Source organism: Methylobacterium sp. CM6241, assembly GCF_054817845.1.
In genome coordinates this window covers 1,908,518-1,924,138 of the sequence record NZ_CM139246.1, presented here as the reverse complement: position 1 = coordinate 1,924,138, position 15,621 = coordinate 1,908,518, and the positions used below count along the sequence as shown (strand labels likewise).

General features: G+C 64.9%; 17 protein-coding genes. 4 read left to right on the top strand and 13 right to left on the bottom strand.

Going from position 1 to position 15,621, the window contains the following annotated elements; genetic code table 11:
* Positions 1–39: 39 nt before the first annotated feature.
* From ACYQR9_RS08910 to ACYQR9_RS08895, 4 genes are all read right to left on the bottom strand, one after another.
* Positions 40–336 (bottom strand): hypothetical protein, encoded by a 297-nt coding sequence (locus ACYQR9_RS08910; protein ID WP_461229360.1) that lies wholly within the window; start codon positions 334–336, stop codon positions 40–42.
* A 271-nt stretch (positions 337–607) separates the two neighbouring features.
* A complete protein-coding gene (locus ACYQR9_RS08905; protein ID WP_461229359.1) occupies positions 608–1,348 on the bottom strand; it encodes an ABC transporter permease in 741 nt (246 codons plus the stop codon).
* The gene (locus tag ACYQR9_RS08900; protein WP_461229358.1) at positions 1,345–2,424 is read right to left on the bottom strand and encodes an ABC transporter permease subunit; all 1,080 of its coding nucleotides are present in this window, start codon (positions 2,422–2,424) and stop codon (positions 1,345–1,347) included. The genes ACYQR9_RS08905 and ACYQR9_RS08900 overlap by 4 nt, the downstream gene beginning before the upstream one ends.
* A 101-nt stretch (positions 2,425–2,525) precedes the next feature.
* The gene (locus ACYQR9_RS08895) at positions 2,526–3,443 is read right to left on the bottom strand and encodes a glycine betaine ABC transporter substrate-binding protein (protein ID WP_207410361.1); all 918 of its coding nucleotides are present in this window, start codon (positions 3,441–3,443) and stop codon (positions 2,526–2,528) included.
* A gap of 261 nt (positions 3,444–3,704) precedes the next feature.
* On the opposite strand from ACYQR9_RS08895, the gene ACYQR9_RS08890 reads away from it, so the two are divergent.
* A complete protein-coding gene (locus ACYQR9_RS08890; RefSeq protein WP_056432242.1) occupies positions 3,705–4,094 on the top strand; it encodes a response regulator in 390 nt (129 codons plus the stop codon).
* A 166-nt stretch (positions 4,095–4,260) separates the two neighbouring features.
* On the opposite strand, the gene ACYQR9_RS08885 is transcribed toward ACYQR9_RS08890, so the two are convergent.
* Positions 4,261–4,653: a YraN family protein gene (locus tag ACYQR9_RS08885; protein WP_246747715.1), complete on the bottom strand. Its 393-nt coding sequence runs from the start codon at positions 4,651–4,653 to the stop codon at positions 4,261–4,263.
* On the bottom strand, positions 4,640–5,602 hold the full coding sequence (gene rsmI / locus ACYQR9_RS08880) for a 16S rRNA (cytidine(1402)-2'-O)-methyltransferase (protein ID WP_056432237.1): 963 nt from the start codon (positions 5,600–5,602) through the stop codon (positions 4,640–4,642). Before rsmI ends, ACYQR9_RS08885 begins: the two co-directional genes overlap by 14 nt.
* Positions 5,603–5,792: 190 nt before the next feature.
* Between rsmI and ACYQR9_RS08875 the strand changes: the two genes are divergently transcribed.
* Positions 5,793–6,983 carry a penicillin-binding protein activator gene (locus tag ACYQR9_RS08875; RefSeq protein ID WP_461229357.1) on the top strand — a complete coding sequence of 397 codons (1,191 nt, stop codon included), beginning with the start codon at positions 5,793–5,795 and terminating at the stop codon, positions 6,981–6,983.
* 111 nt (positions 6,984–7,094) lie between these two features.
* On the opposite strand, the gene hemW is transcribed toward ACYQR9_RS08875, so the two are convergent.
* The 4 genes from hemW to ACYQR9_RS08855 form a co-directional block, all read right to left on the bottom strand.
* The gene (gene hemW, locus ACYQR9_RS08870; RefSeq protein ID WP_461229356.1) at positions 7,095–8,273 is read right to left on the bottom strand and encodes a radical SAM family heme chaperone HemW; all 1,179 of its coding nucleotides are present in this window, start codon (positions 8,271–8,273) and stop codon (positions 7,095–7,097) included.
* A 196-nt stretch (positions 8,274–8,469) separates the two neighbouring features.
* A complete protein-coding gene (rdgB, locus tag ACYQR9_RS08865) occupies positions 8,470–9,105 on the bottom strand; it encodes an RdgB/HAM1 family non-canonical purine NTP pyrophosphatase (protein ID WP_461229355.1) in 636 nt (211 codons plus the stop codon).
* Positions 9,102–9,815 carry a ribonuclease PH gene (gene rph, locus ACYQR9_RS08860; protein ID WP_056432220.1) on the bottom strand — a complete coding sequence of 238 codons (714 nt, stop codon included), beginning with the start codon at positions 9,813–9,815 and terminating at the stop codon, positions 9,102–9,104. The genes rdgB and rph overlap by 4 nt, the downstream gene beginning before the upstream one ends.
* Positions 9,816–9,937: 122 nt before the next feature.
* Positions 9,938–10,258 carry a hypothetical protein gene (locus ACYQR9_RS08855; protein ID WP_056432217.1) on the bottom strand — a complete coding sequence of 107 codons (321 nt, stop codon included), beginning with the start codon at positions 10,256–10,258 and terminating at the stop codon, positions 9,938–9,940.
* Positions 10,259–10,747: 489 nt separating this feature from the next.
* Between ACYQR9_RS08855 and ACYQR9_RS08850 the strand changes: the two genes are divergently transcribed.
* The gene (locus ACYQR9_RS08850; RefSeq protein ID WP_056432213.1) at positions 10,748–11,788 is read left to right on the top strand and encodes a glutamine synthetase beta-grasp domain-containing protein; all 1,041 of its coding nucleotides are present in this window, start codon (positions 10,748–10,750) and stop codon (positions 11,786–11,788) included.
* A gap of 195 nt (positions 11,789–11,983) precedes the next feature.
* On the opposite strand, the gene ACYQR9_RS08845 is transcribed toward ACYQR9_RS08850, so the two are convergent.
* Positions 11,984–12,913, bottom strand: a complete 930-nt coding sequence (locus ACYQR9_RS08845) for a glutaminase (protein WP_082469997.1) — start codon at positions 12,911–12,913, stop codon at positions 11,984–11,986.
* Positions 12,914–13,145: 232 nt separating this feature from the next.
* Between ACYQR9_RS08845 and hrcA the strand changes: the two genes are divergently transcribed.
* Positions 13,146–14,240, top strand: a complete 1,095-nt coding sequence (gene hrcA / locus ACYQR9_RS08840) for a heat-inducible transcriptional repressor HrcA (RefSeq protein WP_056432208.1) — start codon at positions 13,146–13,148, stop codon at positions 14,238–14,240.
* A 574-nt stretch (positions 14,241–14,814) separates the two neighbouring features.
* On the opposite strand, the gene ACYQR9_RS08835 is transcribed toward hrcA, so the two are convergent.
* Complete coding sequence (locus tag ACYQR9_RS08835) at positions 14,815–15,213, bottom strand: DUF1236 domain-containing protein (RefSeq protein ID WP_311274149.1); 399 nt, start codon at positions 15,211–15,213, stop codon at positions 14,815–14,817.
* Complete coding sequence (locus tag ACYQR9_RS08830) at positions 15,180–15,614, bottom strand: hypothetical protein (RefSeq protein WP_461229354.1); 435 nt, start codon at positions 15,612–15,614, stop codon at positions 15,180–15,182. The genes ACYQR9_RS08835 and ACYQR9_RS08830 overlap by 34 nt, the downstream gene beginning before the upstream one ends.
* Positions 15,615–15,621: the final 7 nt, after the last annotated feature.

Below are 15,621 nucleotides of genomic sequence, written 5' to 3'. Positions count from 1 at the left end.
CGTCCCAGTTGATGCAGGGGAACTCTCACATCCTGTCGGCTAGATCGTTTGTCTGCGCCAATGCGGATCATCGAGTTTTCTCCGCGCTATGTGCATCAGATCGTCCCGAACGGACTGGGTCGCGCTGAACGGGATATCGAAGTTCAGGCTATGATAAATCAGTCCGAGGACAGTGCTGTAGTCGGGGTCGTCAGCGCCGCCGTCGATGAAGTTCAAGACCCATTGGTAGACCGAGTCATGGTCCGACGGAGAGGAATCGTCCCCGACGACCAGCCGACCTCCGGTGATCCACTCGCTCCGCAATGCCGCGATGTCCTGTGACGTCGGGTTTGTCATACCGCCTCGTGACGTTCGAACAGGCCAGGAAACGACCGCGCCGAGTGTTTGAGCTCATCATCCCCAGCCGACCACCTCATCCTGAGGTACCGAAATGCGGCGAAGGCCTCGAAGGAGCCTTCCAGTTCGCGTAGCGGGTTCTGGAGCCCTCCTTCGAGGCCGCTACGCGGCACCTCAGGACGAGGTAAAGCATGGGAAATCAACTTAAACAGGCTCCGACCCGTCGTCGATTTTAGATCGCATAAACGGTCGCCGCCTTTACGAAACCCGTTCATTGCCGCGCGCGGTCCGCCGAGACCAAACTCGCCAGCCCGAGCAGCACCGCGTCGCAGAGGAAGGCCAGGGCGGCGGTGGCGAGCGCCCCCTGCAGCATCGGCAGGACGTTCTGGTTCTGCAGCCCGGCGACGATGGGGGTGCCGAGGGTGGAGGCTCCCGCCAGGGCTCCCACCGCCGTGGTGGCGATGGCGAGGACGAGGGCCGTGCGCAGGGCATCGACGAGGCCCGGCAGCGCCAGGGGCAGTTCCACCCGGAGCAGGACCTGGATCGGCGTGAAGCCCAAGGCCTCCGCCGCCTCGCGGGCCTCGGGCGGGACCGATTCCAGCGCGCCCACCGTGCCGCGCAGGCCCGGCATGATGCCGTAGGCCACGAGGGCCAATAGGGTCGGCGGCCCGCCGAAGCCGAGGATGGGCAGGGCCAGGGCCACCATCACCACCGGCGGCACCGCCTGCGCGGCGGCGGCGATGCCATCGATGCCGCCGCGCAGGGGCGCGGCGACCGCGCGCGTCACCAGGATGCCGAGACCGAGGCCGAGGGCGGCCACCAGGGCGAGCCCGAGCGCGGCGAGGCCGAGATGATGCGTCGCGAGGGCCAGCAATCGCTCGGCGCTCAGGCCCCGTCGCGGCTCCTCGCCGAGGCCGGCCACGATCCAGGCGGCCAGGGAAGGATGGCTCATCGCCGCGAAGATGGCTCCGACCAGGAAGATGCCGAGCGCGGGGCGCAGGCGGCGAATCATGCGTGCCACCTCGACCGGCAGCTTGCCTCCATCGCGCTCAAGGCCGCTTCCGCCGCGAGCGACAGGACGACGATGGGGATGGCGCCGAGGAGGATCAGGTCGGGCGCGAACTGGGCCATGCCGTCGAACACGATCCGCCCGAGGCCGCCTGCGCCGATGAGGGCGCCCAGTGTCGCGAGGCCGAGGCTCTGGACCGTCGCGACCCGCAAGGCTCCCACGAGCACCGGCGCGCCGAGCGGCAGCCTGACCTGCCGCAGGATCTGCCCCCTCGTCAGGCCGATGGCCTCGGCCGCGTCGACAGCGGCGGGGTCGGCGGATCGCAGGGCCGTGCCGATCCCGCGCCAGAGCGGAAGCAGCAGATAGGCGGCGATGCCGATGAGGGCGGGCCATGGCCCCAGCGCCGAGAGGCCGAGATCGCGCAGGGCCGGCACGGCGCGGACCAACCCGGAGACCAGAGCGACGAGGCCGCCGAATAAGGCGACGGCGGGAATCACCTGTATGCCGCTTACGACGAGCCCGACGATTCCCTCCCCCGAGCGCCAGAGCGACAGAAGCACCGCCGCCAGAAGCGCCAGGACGATCGCCCCGCCCGACAGGAGCAGATGCTCGGCGATGGCCTGGTGGAGCGCCTCCCGCCGCCCGGCATATTCCATGACGAGCGACAACCGGTCCAACCCGCCGCCGTGCCACGCCGCGATCAGGATTCCCGCGGCAGCGAGGGCGGCGAGCAGACCGAGACCGCGGATCCGGGCGCGTCCGATGCTGGCTCCGGCGAAGGCCAGGAGGCAGGCCGAGGCCATCCAGAAACCGGAGCCGAGGCTGGCTCTCGCCGCAGTAGGCATGGTCGCGAGGCGGCGAGTGGCCTCCGCCCCGAGGCCGAGCAGGAGGAAAGCCCAGGCCGCCGCGAAGAGGCCGACGGCAAGCACACCACCCATGCGTCGGGGCAGCGTCGCGAGAAGGACGAGACCGGCCAGCGACAGGAGCGAGACCAGGCCGATCGACCCATCGCCCAACCCGGACGCAGCCACGGGAGCGCCGGGCAGGAGGCGATTCGGCGCGATATCGAGCAGCGCCATCCGATGGAGGAATGCGATGAGAAGGCCGGCCCCGAAAAGCCCGGCCGATGACGCATGAAAAGCCGCCCGATGGCGGTTCGAACGCGGGTCCGATTCCGCTCTCATCCGATCAGCCCGCGCTCCGTGAGGTCGTCACGTGCGACCTTTTCCGCGATCTCGCCGTCCACGGTGATCCGCGCGTTCAGCCGGCGAAGGGTCGGCGCGTCGAGACCGGCGAAAATGCGGGCCAGGGCCGGACGGATCGCCGGAAATCGCTCCAAACCGGCGGCGCGGATGACCGGCGCGACCTCATAGACGATCTGAGCCGCAGCGGGATCGCTCATCACCACGAGGTCCAGGGCGGAGAGGGCCCCGTCGGTGCCATAGACCATCCCGGCATTGACCCCGCTGATCCGCTGTGCCGCCGCCCGCGCCGTCACCGCCGTATCGCCGCCGGGCAGGCTGATGATGCGGTCGAGGGGCAGGCTGAAACGGTAGGCCGCCTCGAAGGACGGCAAAGCCGCCGGGCTCTCCACGAACTCGGTGGAGGCCGCCAGCAGGATCAGGCCGTCATTCGCCACCTTGGCGAAATCCGCCATCGTGACCAGATGCCGCTCCCGCGCGAAATCGCCGTTGAGGGCGATGAGCCAGGTGTTGTTGGCGGGCGCCCTGGCGAGCCAGACCAGCCCCTTTTCGGCATCGCTCCGCCGGATGGTCTCGTAGGCGTCCTGAGGGATCTTCCAGGCGGGATCGGCCTCGGTGCTGGTGAAGAACGCGCCGTTTCCGGTATATTCCGGGTAGATATCTACGTCGCCGGACAGTAGGGCGCCGCGGACGATCAGGGTCGGGCCGAGGCCGAGCTTGCGCACCACCGGGACGTTGAGATGCTCGAGCGCCAGGGCGATCATCGCCCCCGTGAGCGCTCCCTCCGTATCGCTTTTCGAGGCCACGACGAGGGGCCGCTCAGCTCGGACAGGAGATGCAGCCGCGAAGGGCGCCGCGCCCAGCATTACCAGGGCGCCGCGACGATGAGTGGTCATGAGGCCGCGCCCTCGCTTGCTCCGCATGCCACAGGTATCGGCGATGTGCGTGAAAATGTATCGTCCGATAACATTAACCCGATCCTGAACCGCCGAGGCCACTTTCTGCGCCTTGACACGCCAAGCGGAACGGGCGACGGCTCGACCGTTGCCGCAGGAGCCATACGTCATTCCCGCCACCCCGACGGATGGCAAGCCTGCGAGGCTACGGATGACGGCACCGTTCCGGGCAGGAACGAATCGAAGGGAAGAATCCCCAGCGTGAGTGCTGAACAGAACGACACTCTCCTCGACGGCGCCAGGGTTCTGGTGGTGGAGGACGAAGCGGCCATCTCGATGCTGCTCGAAGACATGCTGCTCGACTTCGGGTGTACCGTAGTCGGTCCCGCTGCGCGTCTTGCGACGGCTTTGGAAATGGCTCGGAACGAGACCTTCGAAGTCGCGATCCTCGACGTCAACGTCGCCGGCGAGCCGATCTATCCGGTGGCCGAAGCGATCACCGAGCGCGACCTGCCCATCGTCTTCTCGACGGGCTACGGCGGCGCGGGGATTCGTGAGCCGTTCCGTGATCGTCTCGTGGTCCAGAAGCCATTCAGCCAGGCCGATCTGAAGCGCACCCTGATCGCTGCCCTCGCGGCAGCGAAGAAATAAGCCTCGGTCGACCTCGCTCGGGCGCTGCTCTTGGCTGATGGCCTCGTGTCAGCAGCGACCGCTCTTCCAGAGAGTACAGCGGCGCCTGCAGCCCTGCCCCATCAAGCTCGCGGGCGGGTCCGGACACGACACAACTCCGTCCTCGGATGGAGGGTTACCTCTCGGCTCAGAGTCCCTCGATCGTGAAGGCGTCAGGGAGATGGCGCGGCCAAGTCCTTGGCGCAACGAACACCGCATCCGCCCTGAACGTCATCCCCCCGTAGCGGGGATTGCGCGTGATCCAGGCACGCACGGCGCGGGAAAACCGGGCACGTTTCTTCGCATCGATAGCGACCAGGGCAGTCTCGAGATTCGCCCTTGCCTTCACCTCTACGAAAGCAACGGTGTCGCCCCGGCGTAGGACCAGGTCGATCTCGCCGCCATTCGCGCTGAAGCGCCGGGCCAGAGGGCGATAGCCTTTCATGATCATGGCGAGGAGGGCCAAGGTCTCGCCGGACTGGCCGCGCAGGTAGGTGGCGCGCCGCCGTCCTTTCGCATTGAGGAGCTTAGACGTCCGCATCGGTACGTCTGGCGAGGACGAGGGCCCGGGCATAGACGACCCGGCGGGGCTGGCCGGTGGCATCGGCCACGAGAGCAGCGGCATCCTTAATCGAGTGACGCGAAAGCGCTGCCTCGATCGCCGCATCGAGACCGGCCTCGACCTCCTCCTCCGGCGGTTCTTCCGGGTTGGTCCCGATCACCACCACCACCTCGCCCTTGGGAGCCCCCTCCTCTGTGAAGGTCTCGGCCAGGGTCGCGAGGGTGCCGCGCCGGATCGTCTCGTAGAGCTTGGTCAGTTCGCGGGCGACCGCCGCGGGCCGGCTCCCTCCGAGGATCGCGGCGGCATCCACCAGCATTTCGGGCAGGCGGTGGGGTGATTCGAACAGGACCAGTGTTCCGGGGATCTGCCCGAGCGCCGCCAGGCGATTGCGCCGGGCACCGGATTTCTGCGGCAGGAAGCCTTCGAAAAAAAACCGGTCGGTGGGCAGGCCCGCCGCGACGATGGCGGTCATCACCGCCGATGGACCGGGGATAGGCGTCACCGCAATACCCGCCTCGATGGCGGCCTGAACAAGCTTGAAACCCGGATCCGACACCAGCGGCGTCCCGGCATCCGAGACCAGGGCCAAGGCTTCGCCGTTTTGCATCCGTGCGATCATCCGCTCGCGGACAGCCGCGTTGGAATGCTCGTGATAGGCGACCAGCGGCGTCGTGATGCCGTAATGCATCAACAGCGTGCGGGTGACGCGGGTGTCTTCGGCGAGCACCGTATCAGCCGCCGCCAGAGTCGCGAGCGCGCGGAACGACACATCCTTGAGGTTGCCGATCGGGGTCGCCACCACGTGCAGGCCAGGGTCGAGCGGTTCCGCCTCTGCCGCAAGGCCGAAGGCGGTGAAGGTCGAGATGGGCTTGGCCGGATCGTGGACAGCCCTGGAGCGGCGCGTCCGATTGTCGATTCTCTGAGTCATGAGGCAGACATTGCCACGGGGACACGGGCCGGAGGAATGCCTGCACCGGGGGTGTCGCGACATTTACTTTTGTCGTTCAGGCTTTAACCGTGCGCGCATCGGGCGTGAGATGCGGATTGGCGACGAGGAGTACCGTGCAATGGAGAAAAGCCTTGCAAGGGGCCACCGTCCGGCAATGCCCGTTTGGGCGATGGCGGTGGCTATTCTCCTGCTCGCCGGGGGGCTCGGCGGCTGCATCGGCGGCCCCGATGGTGGCCCACGCGCTACGAAAGCCTCTCCTAACCCGGATATCGCCGCCGCTGGCGATCCGCAGGCGCCGTCACCGGGCGCGATGAAGATCGGCACGGGCTCGGTCAAGATCGCCCTCATCCTGCCCCTGTCCGGTCCCGGTGCGACCGTCGGAACGGCCCTCCGCAATGCGGCGGAACTCGCCGTCGAGGATTTCCAAAAGCCCGACCTGCAGATTTTGGTGAAGGACGATCGCGGCTCGCCCGATGGCGCACGCGAGGCGGCCCAGGCCGCCCTGTCCGAGGGCGCCGAACTGGTGCTCGGCCCCCTGTTCGCGGCCAATGTCCAGGCAGCTGCCGGCGTCACGCGCGCGGCGGGCAAGCCGATCATCGCCTTTTCCACCGATGCGAGCGTCGCGGCACGCAGTGTCTATCTCCTCAGTTTCCTGCCGCAGACCGAGGTGGACCGGGTAGTCGACGAGGCGGTGGCGGCCAGGCGACGCTCCTTCGCCGCGCTGATTCCCGAGAGCAGCTACGGCAATGCCGTGGAGGCACAATTCCGTGAGGCGGTGGCCAGAAAGGGTGCTCGGCTGGTGGGGATCGAGCGCTATGTGCCCGGCGCGCCAGCCCCCGCTATCTCTCGCCTTGCGGGCCTCATCAATGGTCCTGGCGCTCAAGCTGACGCTCTGTTCCTGCCGGAAAGCCCGGAAGGCTTGGCCATCGTCGCACCGGCGCTCGCCAAGGCGGGATTTTCTCCCAGCCGAGTGAAGCCCATCGGCACGGCGGTGTGGAACGACCCGCGCCTTTTCGCCCTGCCCGCCCTGCAGGGCGGCTGGTTCGCAGCGGCCGATTCGAAGGGATTCAGCGATTTCTCACAGCGCTATCAGGCGCGGTTCGGCTCTGCACCTCCGCGTGTGGCGACGCTGGCCTACGACGCTGTCTCGCTCATGGCAGCGCTGTCGCGGCAATATGGATCTCAGCGCTTCGCCGACGCGACGCTGACGACGCAGGCCGGCTTCTCGGGGATCGACGGCACCTTCCGCTTCCGGCCGGAGGGGGTAAGCGATAGGGCTCTAGCCATCTACGAAATCCGCAGCGGCGCACCGGCTATCGTGAGCCCGGCCCCGCGCACGCTCGGCCCCTCTGGCACCTGATCCGGCTTGCGCGTCAAGTATGGTCGAGAAAGGCTGCGCAGAAGGTAGCACTGGCCGGCCATGCACCCTGGTCAATGTGATAGATCATGAGCAAGCGGATGGGGGCCAGCATCAGGCAGCGAGTTCCGCCACCACGGCGTTGAGAACCGGCGCACCGCGCGGGGTCGCGGCGATGCGGCCTCCGTCCAGGCGGGCGACGAGCCCGTCGCCGATCAGAGCCTCGACACGCGCCGCATCGATGGGACGGCCTTTCAGCATCGCGTAACGGTCGGGGTCGACGCCCTCCTTGAGGCGCAGACCCATCATAAGGAACTCATCGCCCTGGTCGGCACATGAGAGTGCTTCGGTCTCGATGATGCCATGACCGTTGCGCTCGACCTGAGCAAGCCACGCCTCCGGCGTCCGCTCAGTGACGGTGCCCATCCGCCCTTCTTCCGTCACAAGCCGGCCATGCGCGCCTGGACCGATGCCGGCATACTCGCCGTAGCGCCAGTACAGGAGGTTATGACGCGATTGCGCGCCGGGGCGAGCGTGATTGGAAATCTCGTAGGATGGGAGGCCCGCGGCGTCGCATACCTCTTGCGTCACATCATAGAGTGCCCTCGCCATGTCGTTGTCCGGTGGGACAAGCTTGCCGGCCGCATGCAGGCCGAAGAACGGCGTGCCGGGCTCAATGGTGAGTTGGTAGAGGGACAGGTGCTCCGCCGCCCGCGCGATGGCCTCCTTCAACTCGGCCCGCCACGCCGACGCGCTCTGGTTCGGCCGCGCATAGATGAGATCGAAGGAGTAGCGTTCGAAGTGGGCAGCCGCCGTCTGCACCGCCGACATTGCCTCCGCGGCCGTATGGAGGCGCCCCAGCGCTTTCAGGGAGATGTCGTCCATGGCTTGGACACCGAGCGAGACACGGTTCACCCCCGCGGCCCGATAGCCGCGAAAGCGACCGGCCTCGACGCTCGTGGGATTGGCCTCCAGCGTGACCTCGATATCGGGGGCCGCCCCCCAGGCATCGTCAATGGCCTCGAGAAGCCCCGCCACGGTTGACGGCTGCATGAGGGACGGCGTGCCGCCGCCGAGGAAGATGCTGGAAACCGTGCGGCCCGGAACGCGCGCCGCGACATGGGCGATCTCGGTCCGGAATGCCGCCAGGAAACGTCCTTCATCCACCGGGGCATGGCGGACATGGCTATTGAAGTCGCAATAGGGGCATTTCGAAGCGCAGAAAGGCCAATGGACATAGATTCCGAACCCGGCGTCGCGGGTCGGGTGGTCCGGTCCTGAAGAGTCGGTCATTCAACGGATGTGCGCGCGGATAACAGTTTTGGCAATGGTCCCGGAGACATCCCGCGCTCAGCCTACGCCCCCTTCTTGGATTCATCCGTCACAAGAAGGTCTCGGTGAGAGACCGTTGCGGCCGTCGATGAATCCACCTGCTCCCGTCGGCACGACTGAGATCAGGGTCATCCAATCTCAATCTAGACGAGACCGGTCAGACCGGACGCTGCAGGCAACTTTGGGCCAACAGCACGAAGGCCCGTGCCCGGTGCGACAGCGCATTTCCGCTCTTCCAATCGACACCGTGCTTCTCCTCTGAGGAGATCTCACCGAAGGTTCGGTCGTAGCCGTCGGGCAGGAACATCGGGTCGTAGCCAAAGCCTTGTGAGCCGCGCGGCTCTACGAGATCGCCGAAGACACGGCCTTCGAACGTTTCGGTGTGGCCATCGGGCCAAGCGATGACGAGGGCTGAGACAAAATGAGCCCGGCGGGTCGTGGCTCCTCGCTTGTCGAGTTCGGCCACGATGCGAGCCATCGCACTGGAAAAGTCTTTGCTCGACCCGGCCCAGCGGGCGGAGAACAGTCCGGGTGCGCCATCGAGGGCGTTGACGCAAAGTCCGGAATCGTCAGCGAAGGCGGGCAGGCCCGAAGCCTGCGCCGCAGCGATAGCCTTGATCGCTGCGTTCTCCGCAAACATCGTCCCGGTCTCCTCGGGCTCCGGCAAGCCGAGTTCGCCGGCAGAGACGGCCTCGACACCGAAGGGCATCAGAAGCTCGCGCATCTCTACGAGCTTGCCGGCATTATGAGTGGCGATGACAACTCGCCCGGTGAGAATGCGCGGCGCGCTCATGCGATCGCCTGCTTCTGAAGGGCGACGAGTTGCTCGACGCCGCCGCGGGCTAGGCGCAGCAACTCGATGAGTTCGGCTTCCGAGAAGGGCTTTCCCTCGGCGGTGCCCTGCACCTCAACGAGGCCGCCGGAGCCGGTCATGACGAAGTTCGCATCGGTCTCGGCGGCCGAATCCTCGGCGTATTCGAGATCCAGCACGGGGGTGCCTTTGTAGATGCCGCAGGAAATGGCGGCGACATGCTCACGCAGGGGATCGACGGAAATGATGGAGCGCCCGCGCATCCAAGTGAAACAATCATGCAGAGCGATCCAGGCGCCCGTGATCGCGGCAGTGCGAGTGCCGCCGTCCGCTTGAATCACATCGCAATCCACGGTGATCTGACGCTCGCCGATGGCGGGAAGATTGGTGACGGCGCGGAGCGAGCGGCCGATCAGCCGTTGGATCTCCTGCGTCCGTCCGGAGGGCTTGCCGGAATTTACCTCACGGCGGGTGCGCTCATGGGTAGCGCGGGGGAGCATGGAGTACTCCGCGGTGACCCAGCCCTTTCCCGAGCCGCGCAGCCATGGCGGACCGCGCTCTTCGAGGGAGGCGGTGCAAAGAACTTTCGTTTGACCGAACGTCACGAGGCACGAACCCTCGGCATAACGGGCGACGGAGCGCTCCAGAGTCACGTTGCGCAATTCGTCGTTCGCGCGCTTCGAGGGCCGCATGGGCACTCTCCTTGGTCGGGTTCCGGGATGGTCGTCCGGGCTCTTAGGCCGCGGTCCGGCTACCGGCAAGCGCAGCGCGGTAAGGTAGGGGCGCGCCTCGCGGCGCGCCCCAAACTCGGGCCTCAGTAGCGGTAGAAGCGGCGGTGATGATGGCCGAAATGGCGGCGGTGATGGTGATGACCGAAGCGACGACCGTAATGATGGCCGAAATGGCGACCGCGATGATGGCCGAAATGGCGGCGATGATGCCGGCCGTGGTGGCGCCAGTGTCCGCCGCCGTATTGAACCTCGGTGGCGGCCGCGTTCGCCGCGCCGGCGACTTCGCTGGATACCGCCATCGGTGCGGCTTCAGCACCACGGGGCGTTCCCAGGATCATCGCGCCCACCAGGGCGACCACGATGGCGAAGGTCTTCGCCATGGCGGACAGGGTTGGGTTCTTCATCAGGACGGGCTCCGTTTGACAGATATTTGTTTCGTCGACCGCTGGGTGCGGATGCGGTGCAACGCATCTTCGACGGAAAACGACGCACGACCTGGGGAGATTATATATTTTTTGTTTCGGGATTAAGCAGGGGCCGATCAGAATAAGGCTTTTATTCCTTTAAATTCGTCGAGCCTCCATCCTCGCTCGACAGAATGCGCCGGAATGAGCGAGCGGTGATCGCCCTACGCCCGCTAGATTCATAACCCGAACTCGTTGCTCTCCCATTCGGGTGCCTCAGGTTTGCAGGTGCACAGCATATTCCAGACCGTCGTCCCTGCCATGTCACTATCTCTCATCGCCCACGCTCTCCGCGGAACGCACAGCCATCAACCGTCCGTGCAAGTCATTGGCATGAGATATGCTAATGGCGAATCCGGCTACGAACGGCCGCGAACGATGTGAGGGGAAACCCGGCTGTCGGATCGCTTGAGGTACGAGAGGCTCGAAATGACGAAATATAAACTCGAGTATCTATGGCTCGATGGATACACGCCGGTGCCGAACCTGCGTGGCAAGACCCAGATCAAGGAATTCGATGGCTTCCCGACCCTTGAGCAGCTTCCGCTGTGGGGCTTCGATGGCAGCTCGACGATGCAGGCCGAGGGCGGCAGCTCCGACTGTATGCTGAAGCCTGTGCGCCACTTCCCCGATAGCACTCGCAAGAATGGCGTCCTCGTTCTCTGTGAAGTGATGATGCCGGACGGCGTCACCCCGCACGTCTCGAACAAGCGCGCAACCATCCTCGATGATGACGGCGCCTGGTTCGGCTTCGAGCAAGAGTATTTCTTCTACAAGGACGGACGCCCCCTCGGCTTCCCCGCCACCGGCTACCCTGCCCCGCAGGGTCCCTATTATTGTGGCGTCGGCTATAAGGAAGTCGGCAGCATCGCTCGCAAGATCGTCGAGGAACATCTCGACCTGTGCCTCGATGCCGGTATCAACCACGAGGGCATCAACGCCGAGGTGGCCAAGGGCCAGTGGGAATTCCAGATCTTCGGCAAGGGCTCCAAGAAAGCCGCCGACGAAATGTGGGTCGCCCGCTACCTTCTCCAGCGCCTGTGCGAGACCTACGAGATCGATGTCGAGTACCATTGCAAGCCGCTCGGTGCGACGGATTGGAACGGCTCCGGCATGCACGCGAACTTCTCTACGGAGCACCTGCGCACGGTGGGCGGCAAGGCCTATTTCGAAGCGCTCATGGCAGCGTTCAAGGAAAACCTGGACGACCACATCGCGGTCTACGGGCCTGACAACCACATGCGGTTGACCGGCAAGCACGAGACCGCTGCGATCAACGAGTTCAGCTATGGCGTCGCCGATCGTGGTGCCTCGATCCGGGTGCCCCACAGCTTCGTCAACAATGAGTACAAGGGCTACTTGGAAGACCGCCGTCCCAACAGCCAGGGGGACCCCTACCAGATCGCCTCGCAGATCCTGAAGACGATCGCGACGGTTTCAACCGCCGACGAGGCGAAAGCGGCCGCCTAAATATTAGGCAGACAATTAAGGCTTTTGCGCCAATTATAATCGATGCCTGTCGCAGGGTCTGTGGCAGGCATTCTTTTTTGCTCATTTGGAAGGCAAGCGGGTCTCAATGAACAAGTCGCTTGGCTACCTCGGTGCAACACGCTTCTTTTCGCCTACATCACGATGGGGCGTAGGGGATTACCGTCCCTACTGAGTTCACGCGCCGAAGATCGACCAGCCAAGGCGCCGAGTGAGCATCTCGAGGGCGATCCGGCCGAGATGCGAATTACCGGATGCGTCGAGGCCCGGCGACCATACCGCGATCGACGCTTTTTCGGGGGCCACCGCGATAATTCCGCCGCCGACGCCACTTTTGCCGGGAAGGCCAACACGATAAGCGAATTCGCCGGACCCGTCGTAGTGACCGCAAGTCAGCATGACTGCGTTGATACGCTTGGCGCGCTCCGGAGAGACCACGGAATGCCCGGTGAGAGGGTTGCGGCCGGAATGAGCGAGGAAGCGGCTCGCCGTGGCTAGCTGCCGGCACGACATGCCGATGGCGCAATGATGGAAATAAACACCCAGGGTGAAATCGACCGGGTTATCGATATTGCCGAAGGATTTCATGTAGTTGGCAAGCGCGATATTACGGAAACCCGTGCGCAGCTCGGACGCGGCCACCGCCTCGTCAATGGTAATGGTCGGGTCCTGGGCGAGGAACTGCATGAAGCGCAGGATTTCACCGAGTGCCTCCCGGGGCTGGTGGCCCGACAGTATCGTGTCGGTCACCGCGATGGCACCGGCATTGATGAATGGATTGCGGGGGATGCCGCGCTCACGCTCGAGCTGGACAATGGAGTTGAAAGGACTGCCGGACGGCTCGCGACCGACTCGGCGCCAGAGCCGATCTCCCGCCATGCCGAGGGCCAGAGTCAGCGTGAACACCTTCGAGATGCTTTGGATCGAGAATGAAGTGTCGCTGTCCCCTCCCGCCGCCACATGCCCGTCAGCATCGATGACGACAATTCCGAAGGCCTTCGGATCGACACGGGCGAGTTCCGGGATGTAGGTGGCGACCTCACCTCGGTCTGGCCGGTCAGCCATCTCTTCGGCGATTTCTCTGACGACGGTATCAAGGTCGGGCACGGCGTCGCTCATCTGCGAGGAAACGGGTATCGATGCGAGCCAAGACGGAACCCGCATGCCTCCGCCACGGCGCCATCCGACAGATGGCGGAGTTTCGCGGCCGGCCGCACCGCGACGCAAAGGGCATTCCTTTTGGACGAAGCGGATTGCCGGAAAACAACGTCGATGCCGCGGGCCTAGAGGTTGTGCGCGAGGGCAGAGCCGGACACAATCGCCGCTCAGGAAGAACCCATTGAACGATCGCCCCCGCCCCTTCTCTTCTCAGCAGCTCCAGCCCCTCGCCGCTCTAAACGAGCGCACACGCGAGATCTTTCGACAGATCGTGGAGAGCTACCTCACGACGGGCGAACCTGTAGGATCCCGCAACCTCGCGCGCATCCTGCCCATGGCGCTGTCGCCGGCCTCAATCCGCAATGTCATGGCGGATCTGGAGCATTCTGGCCTGATCTTCGCGCCTCACACATCCGCCGGCCGACTTCCGACGGAAATGGGCCTGCGCTTCTTTGTCGATGCCATGCTGGAGATCGGCGATGTCGGGCGCGAGGAGCAGGAGCGGATCGAGGCCCAAATGCGTGCCGCCGCATCTGGCCACACATTCGAAAGCGCCTTGGCCGAGGCCTCGACGCTGCTGTCCGGAATTTCCCGGGGAGCAGGCGTCGTGCTCACCACCAAGACAAACGTGCACCTGAAACACATCGAATTCGTCCGGCTCGATCCGGCCCGCGCCCTCGTCGTACTGGTGTCGGATGACGGTTCGGTGGAGAACCGCCTCCTGGATCTGCCCCCGGGCCTTCCGGCCAGCGCCCTGCAGGAAGCCTCCAACTACCTCAATGCCCGCCTTCATGGACGCACACTGGGAGGCTTGCGCGCCGAGATCGAGGCCGGCCGCGAGGCGATGAAGCGCGAACTAGACGTCATTACCGAGCGCCTAGTGGACGCGGGCCTAGCCACCACCGTCGGGCCGTCCGACGCACGTCAATTAATCGTGCGCGGCCAAGCCAACCTTCTCGACGACCTGCGCGCGGTGGAGGATCTCGAACGCATCCGCCTACTCTTCAACGACCTTGAAACGCAAAAGGATGTGATCGAACTGCTCTCCCGCGCCGAGGGTGGAGAAGGAGTGCGCATCTTCATCGGCTCGGAGAATAAACTGTTCTCGCTTTCCGGCTCGTCGATGATCGCCGCACCTTTCCGGGACGGTTCTCAGAAAATCGTCGGCGTCGTTGGTGTCATCGGCCCGACGAGACTTAACTACGCGCGGATCGTGCCGATGGTAGATTACACTGCTCGGGTAGTCTCGAAGATGCTCGACCGCAACGGGCGCTGAGCGTCATTGCGTTCATCTCACCGGACAAGACTTCGCTTCTTACAGAAAGCTCTACCACGACTTGAAGGAAACTGAACCAATGGTCGACGACGCCCCTGCTTCAGGGATTAATGTCGAGACACTGGAGACCTTCATTCGAAGTTCGGCACATAAGTAGCCAACGGCCTGCTGAAAGGCTCTGACTTAGCCGCCCTCCTGCCGGAAAGCGAAACTCGCTGCGATCACTCGCATAGAAGTCTCAGTCTTTCACCTCGCTGTGATCTTGCCACGCGCCCGCGTCAGGCGCAGCCTGAGAATAACGTTCTCAACCTAGCCTGTTGCACTCATGCGGCACTGCAGAGTTTAGTAAGAGGAAGAGGCCCAGCCTCGCAGGTCGTTTGACACGCGGACCAAACATAATTCCTTGCCTGAAACATCCAGGCTCCGGATCGCTGATGACAGCTTATCCGGAGCCTGGAGTCTCTTCTCACGTCACCACTTCGATCCGGCAAAACATCAAGCGCTACGGTTCACAATTCGACAGCGTATGCGCATCGCCAGAAGAAGTTCCCCTCGAGGGCACCACAGATGAAGATCAACCGCGGATGACGTCCACAATCTCATAGGTGTCCGGGTCAACGATGACGATGTCGTCGTCGACAAGTACGTATCTGTAATCTTCGTATTCGGGCACGATCTGCACGATGTCAGGCGGCAGGTCGTAGAGAGTGTAGCTTCGGGCGATTGCAGTCCCCACCGTCAGAGCGAAAGCACCGGCAGCGAGACGGGGGATCCCGCGACGAAGTACGCTCTGGCGAAATTCTGTACGCTGCGGAGCACCCAGTCGGCCATAAGCCCCGCGCACGGCGCCGCTATCGCCTCGGCCCGCACGATCTCGACGCCCGGCTCGATCACCCCGGTCGCTGTCGCTCCTCTCGCCACGATCCGCTTTGCCATCCTTCAGGCCGCGATCGGCCTTGCCGCTTCCGTCCATCCGCTCATCACGATCGGCCCTGCCGTCTCGATCAGACTTGCCGTCTCGATCAGACCTGCCGTCTCGATCCGGCCGGGCTGCGGGATCGCTCCTGCTGCCAGCACTCGGGCGTTCGCCCTGCTCCATGCGGCCATTTCGTTCGCCGCCAGCATCACCGCCTCGCTCCATTCCAGCCGCGCCACCGCGCTCACCCGCAGGGCCGCCGCGATCCCCCGAGGCACCACCGCGTTCCATACCACCTGCGGCTCCACCACGCTCGGCTCCGCCGCCACCGGCGCCCCGCATGCCGGCGCCACCAGCCGATCCGGCACCACCCGCGCCACCGCCGGGCGCACCGGCGCCTGCCGCGCCGCCGCCACCCGCACCGCCACCTGCTCCAGGCCCACCTTGGGCGAAAGCACTCGCCGC

What these genes read in the sequence shown, in the direction of transcription:
- ACYQR9_RS08910 (WP_461229360.1), bottom strand. Translation starts at nt 336, where the DNA reads ATGACAAACCCGACGTCACAGGACATCGCGGCATTGCGGAGCGAGTGG.
- ACYQR9_RS08905 (WP_461229359.1), bottom strand. Translation starts at nt 1,348, where the DNA reads ATGATTCGCCGCCTGCGCCCCGCGCTCGGCATCTTCCTGGTCGGAGCC.
- ACYQR9_RS08900 (WP_461229358.1), bottom strand. Translation starts at nt 2,424, where the DNA reads ATGGCGCTGCTCGATATCGCGCCGAATCGCCTCCTGCCCGGCGCTCCC.
- ACYQR9_RS08895 (WP_207410361.1), bottom strand. Translation starts at nt 3,443, where the DNA reads ATGACCACTCATCGTCGCGGCGCCCTGGTAATGCTGGGCGCGGCGCCC.
- ACYQR9_RS08885 (WP_246747715.1), bottom strand. Translation starts at nt 4,653, where the DNA reads ATGCGGACGTCTAAGCTCCTCAATGCGAAAGGACGGCGGCGCGCCACC.
- rsmI (WP_056432237.1), bottom strand. Translation starts at nt 5,602, where the DNA reads ATGACTCAGAGAATCGACAATCGGACGCGCCGCTCCAGGGCTGTCCAC.
- ACYQR9_RS08875 (WP_461229357.1), top strand. Translation starts at nt 5,793, where the DNA reads ATGGCGGTGGCTATTCTCCTGCTCGCCGGGGGGCTCGGCGGCTGCATC.
- hemW (WP_461229356.1), bottom strand. Translation starts at nt 8,273, where the DNA reads ATGACCGACTCTTCAGGACCGGACCACCCGACCCGCGACGCCGGGTTC.
- rdgB (WP_461229355.1), bottom strand. Translation starts at nt 9,105, where the DNA reads ATGAGCGCGCCGCGCATTCTCACCGGGCGAGTTGTCATCGCCACTCAT.
- rph (WP_056432220.1), bottom strand. Translation starts at nt 9,815, where the DNA reads ATGCGGCCCTCGAAGCGCGCGAACGACGAATTGCGCAACGTGACTCTG.
- ACYQR9_RS08855 (WP_056432217.1), bottom strand. Translation starts at nt 10,258, where the DNA reads ATGAAGAACCCAACCCTGTCCGCCATGGCGAAGACCTTCGCCATCGTG.
- ACYQR9_RS08850 (WP_056432213.1), top strand. Translation starts at nt 10,748, where the DNA reads ATGACGAAATATAAACTCGAGTATCTATGGCTCGATGGATACACGCCG.
- ACYQR9_RS08835 (WP_311274149.1), bottom strand. Translation starts at nt 15,213, where the DNA reads ATGGACGGAAGCGGCAAGGCCGATCGCGGCCTGAAGGATGGCAAAGCG.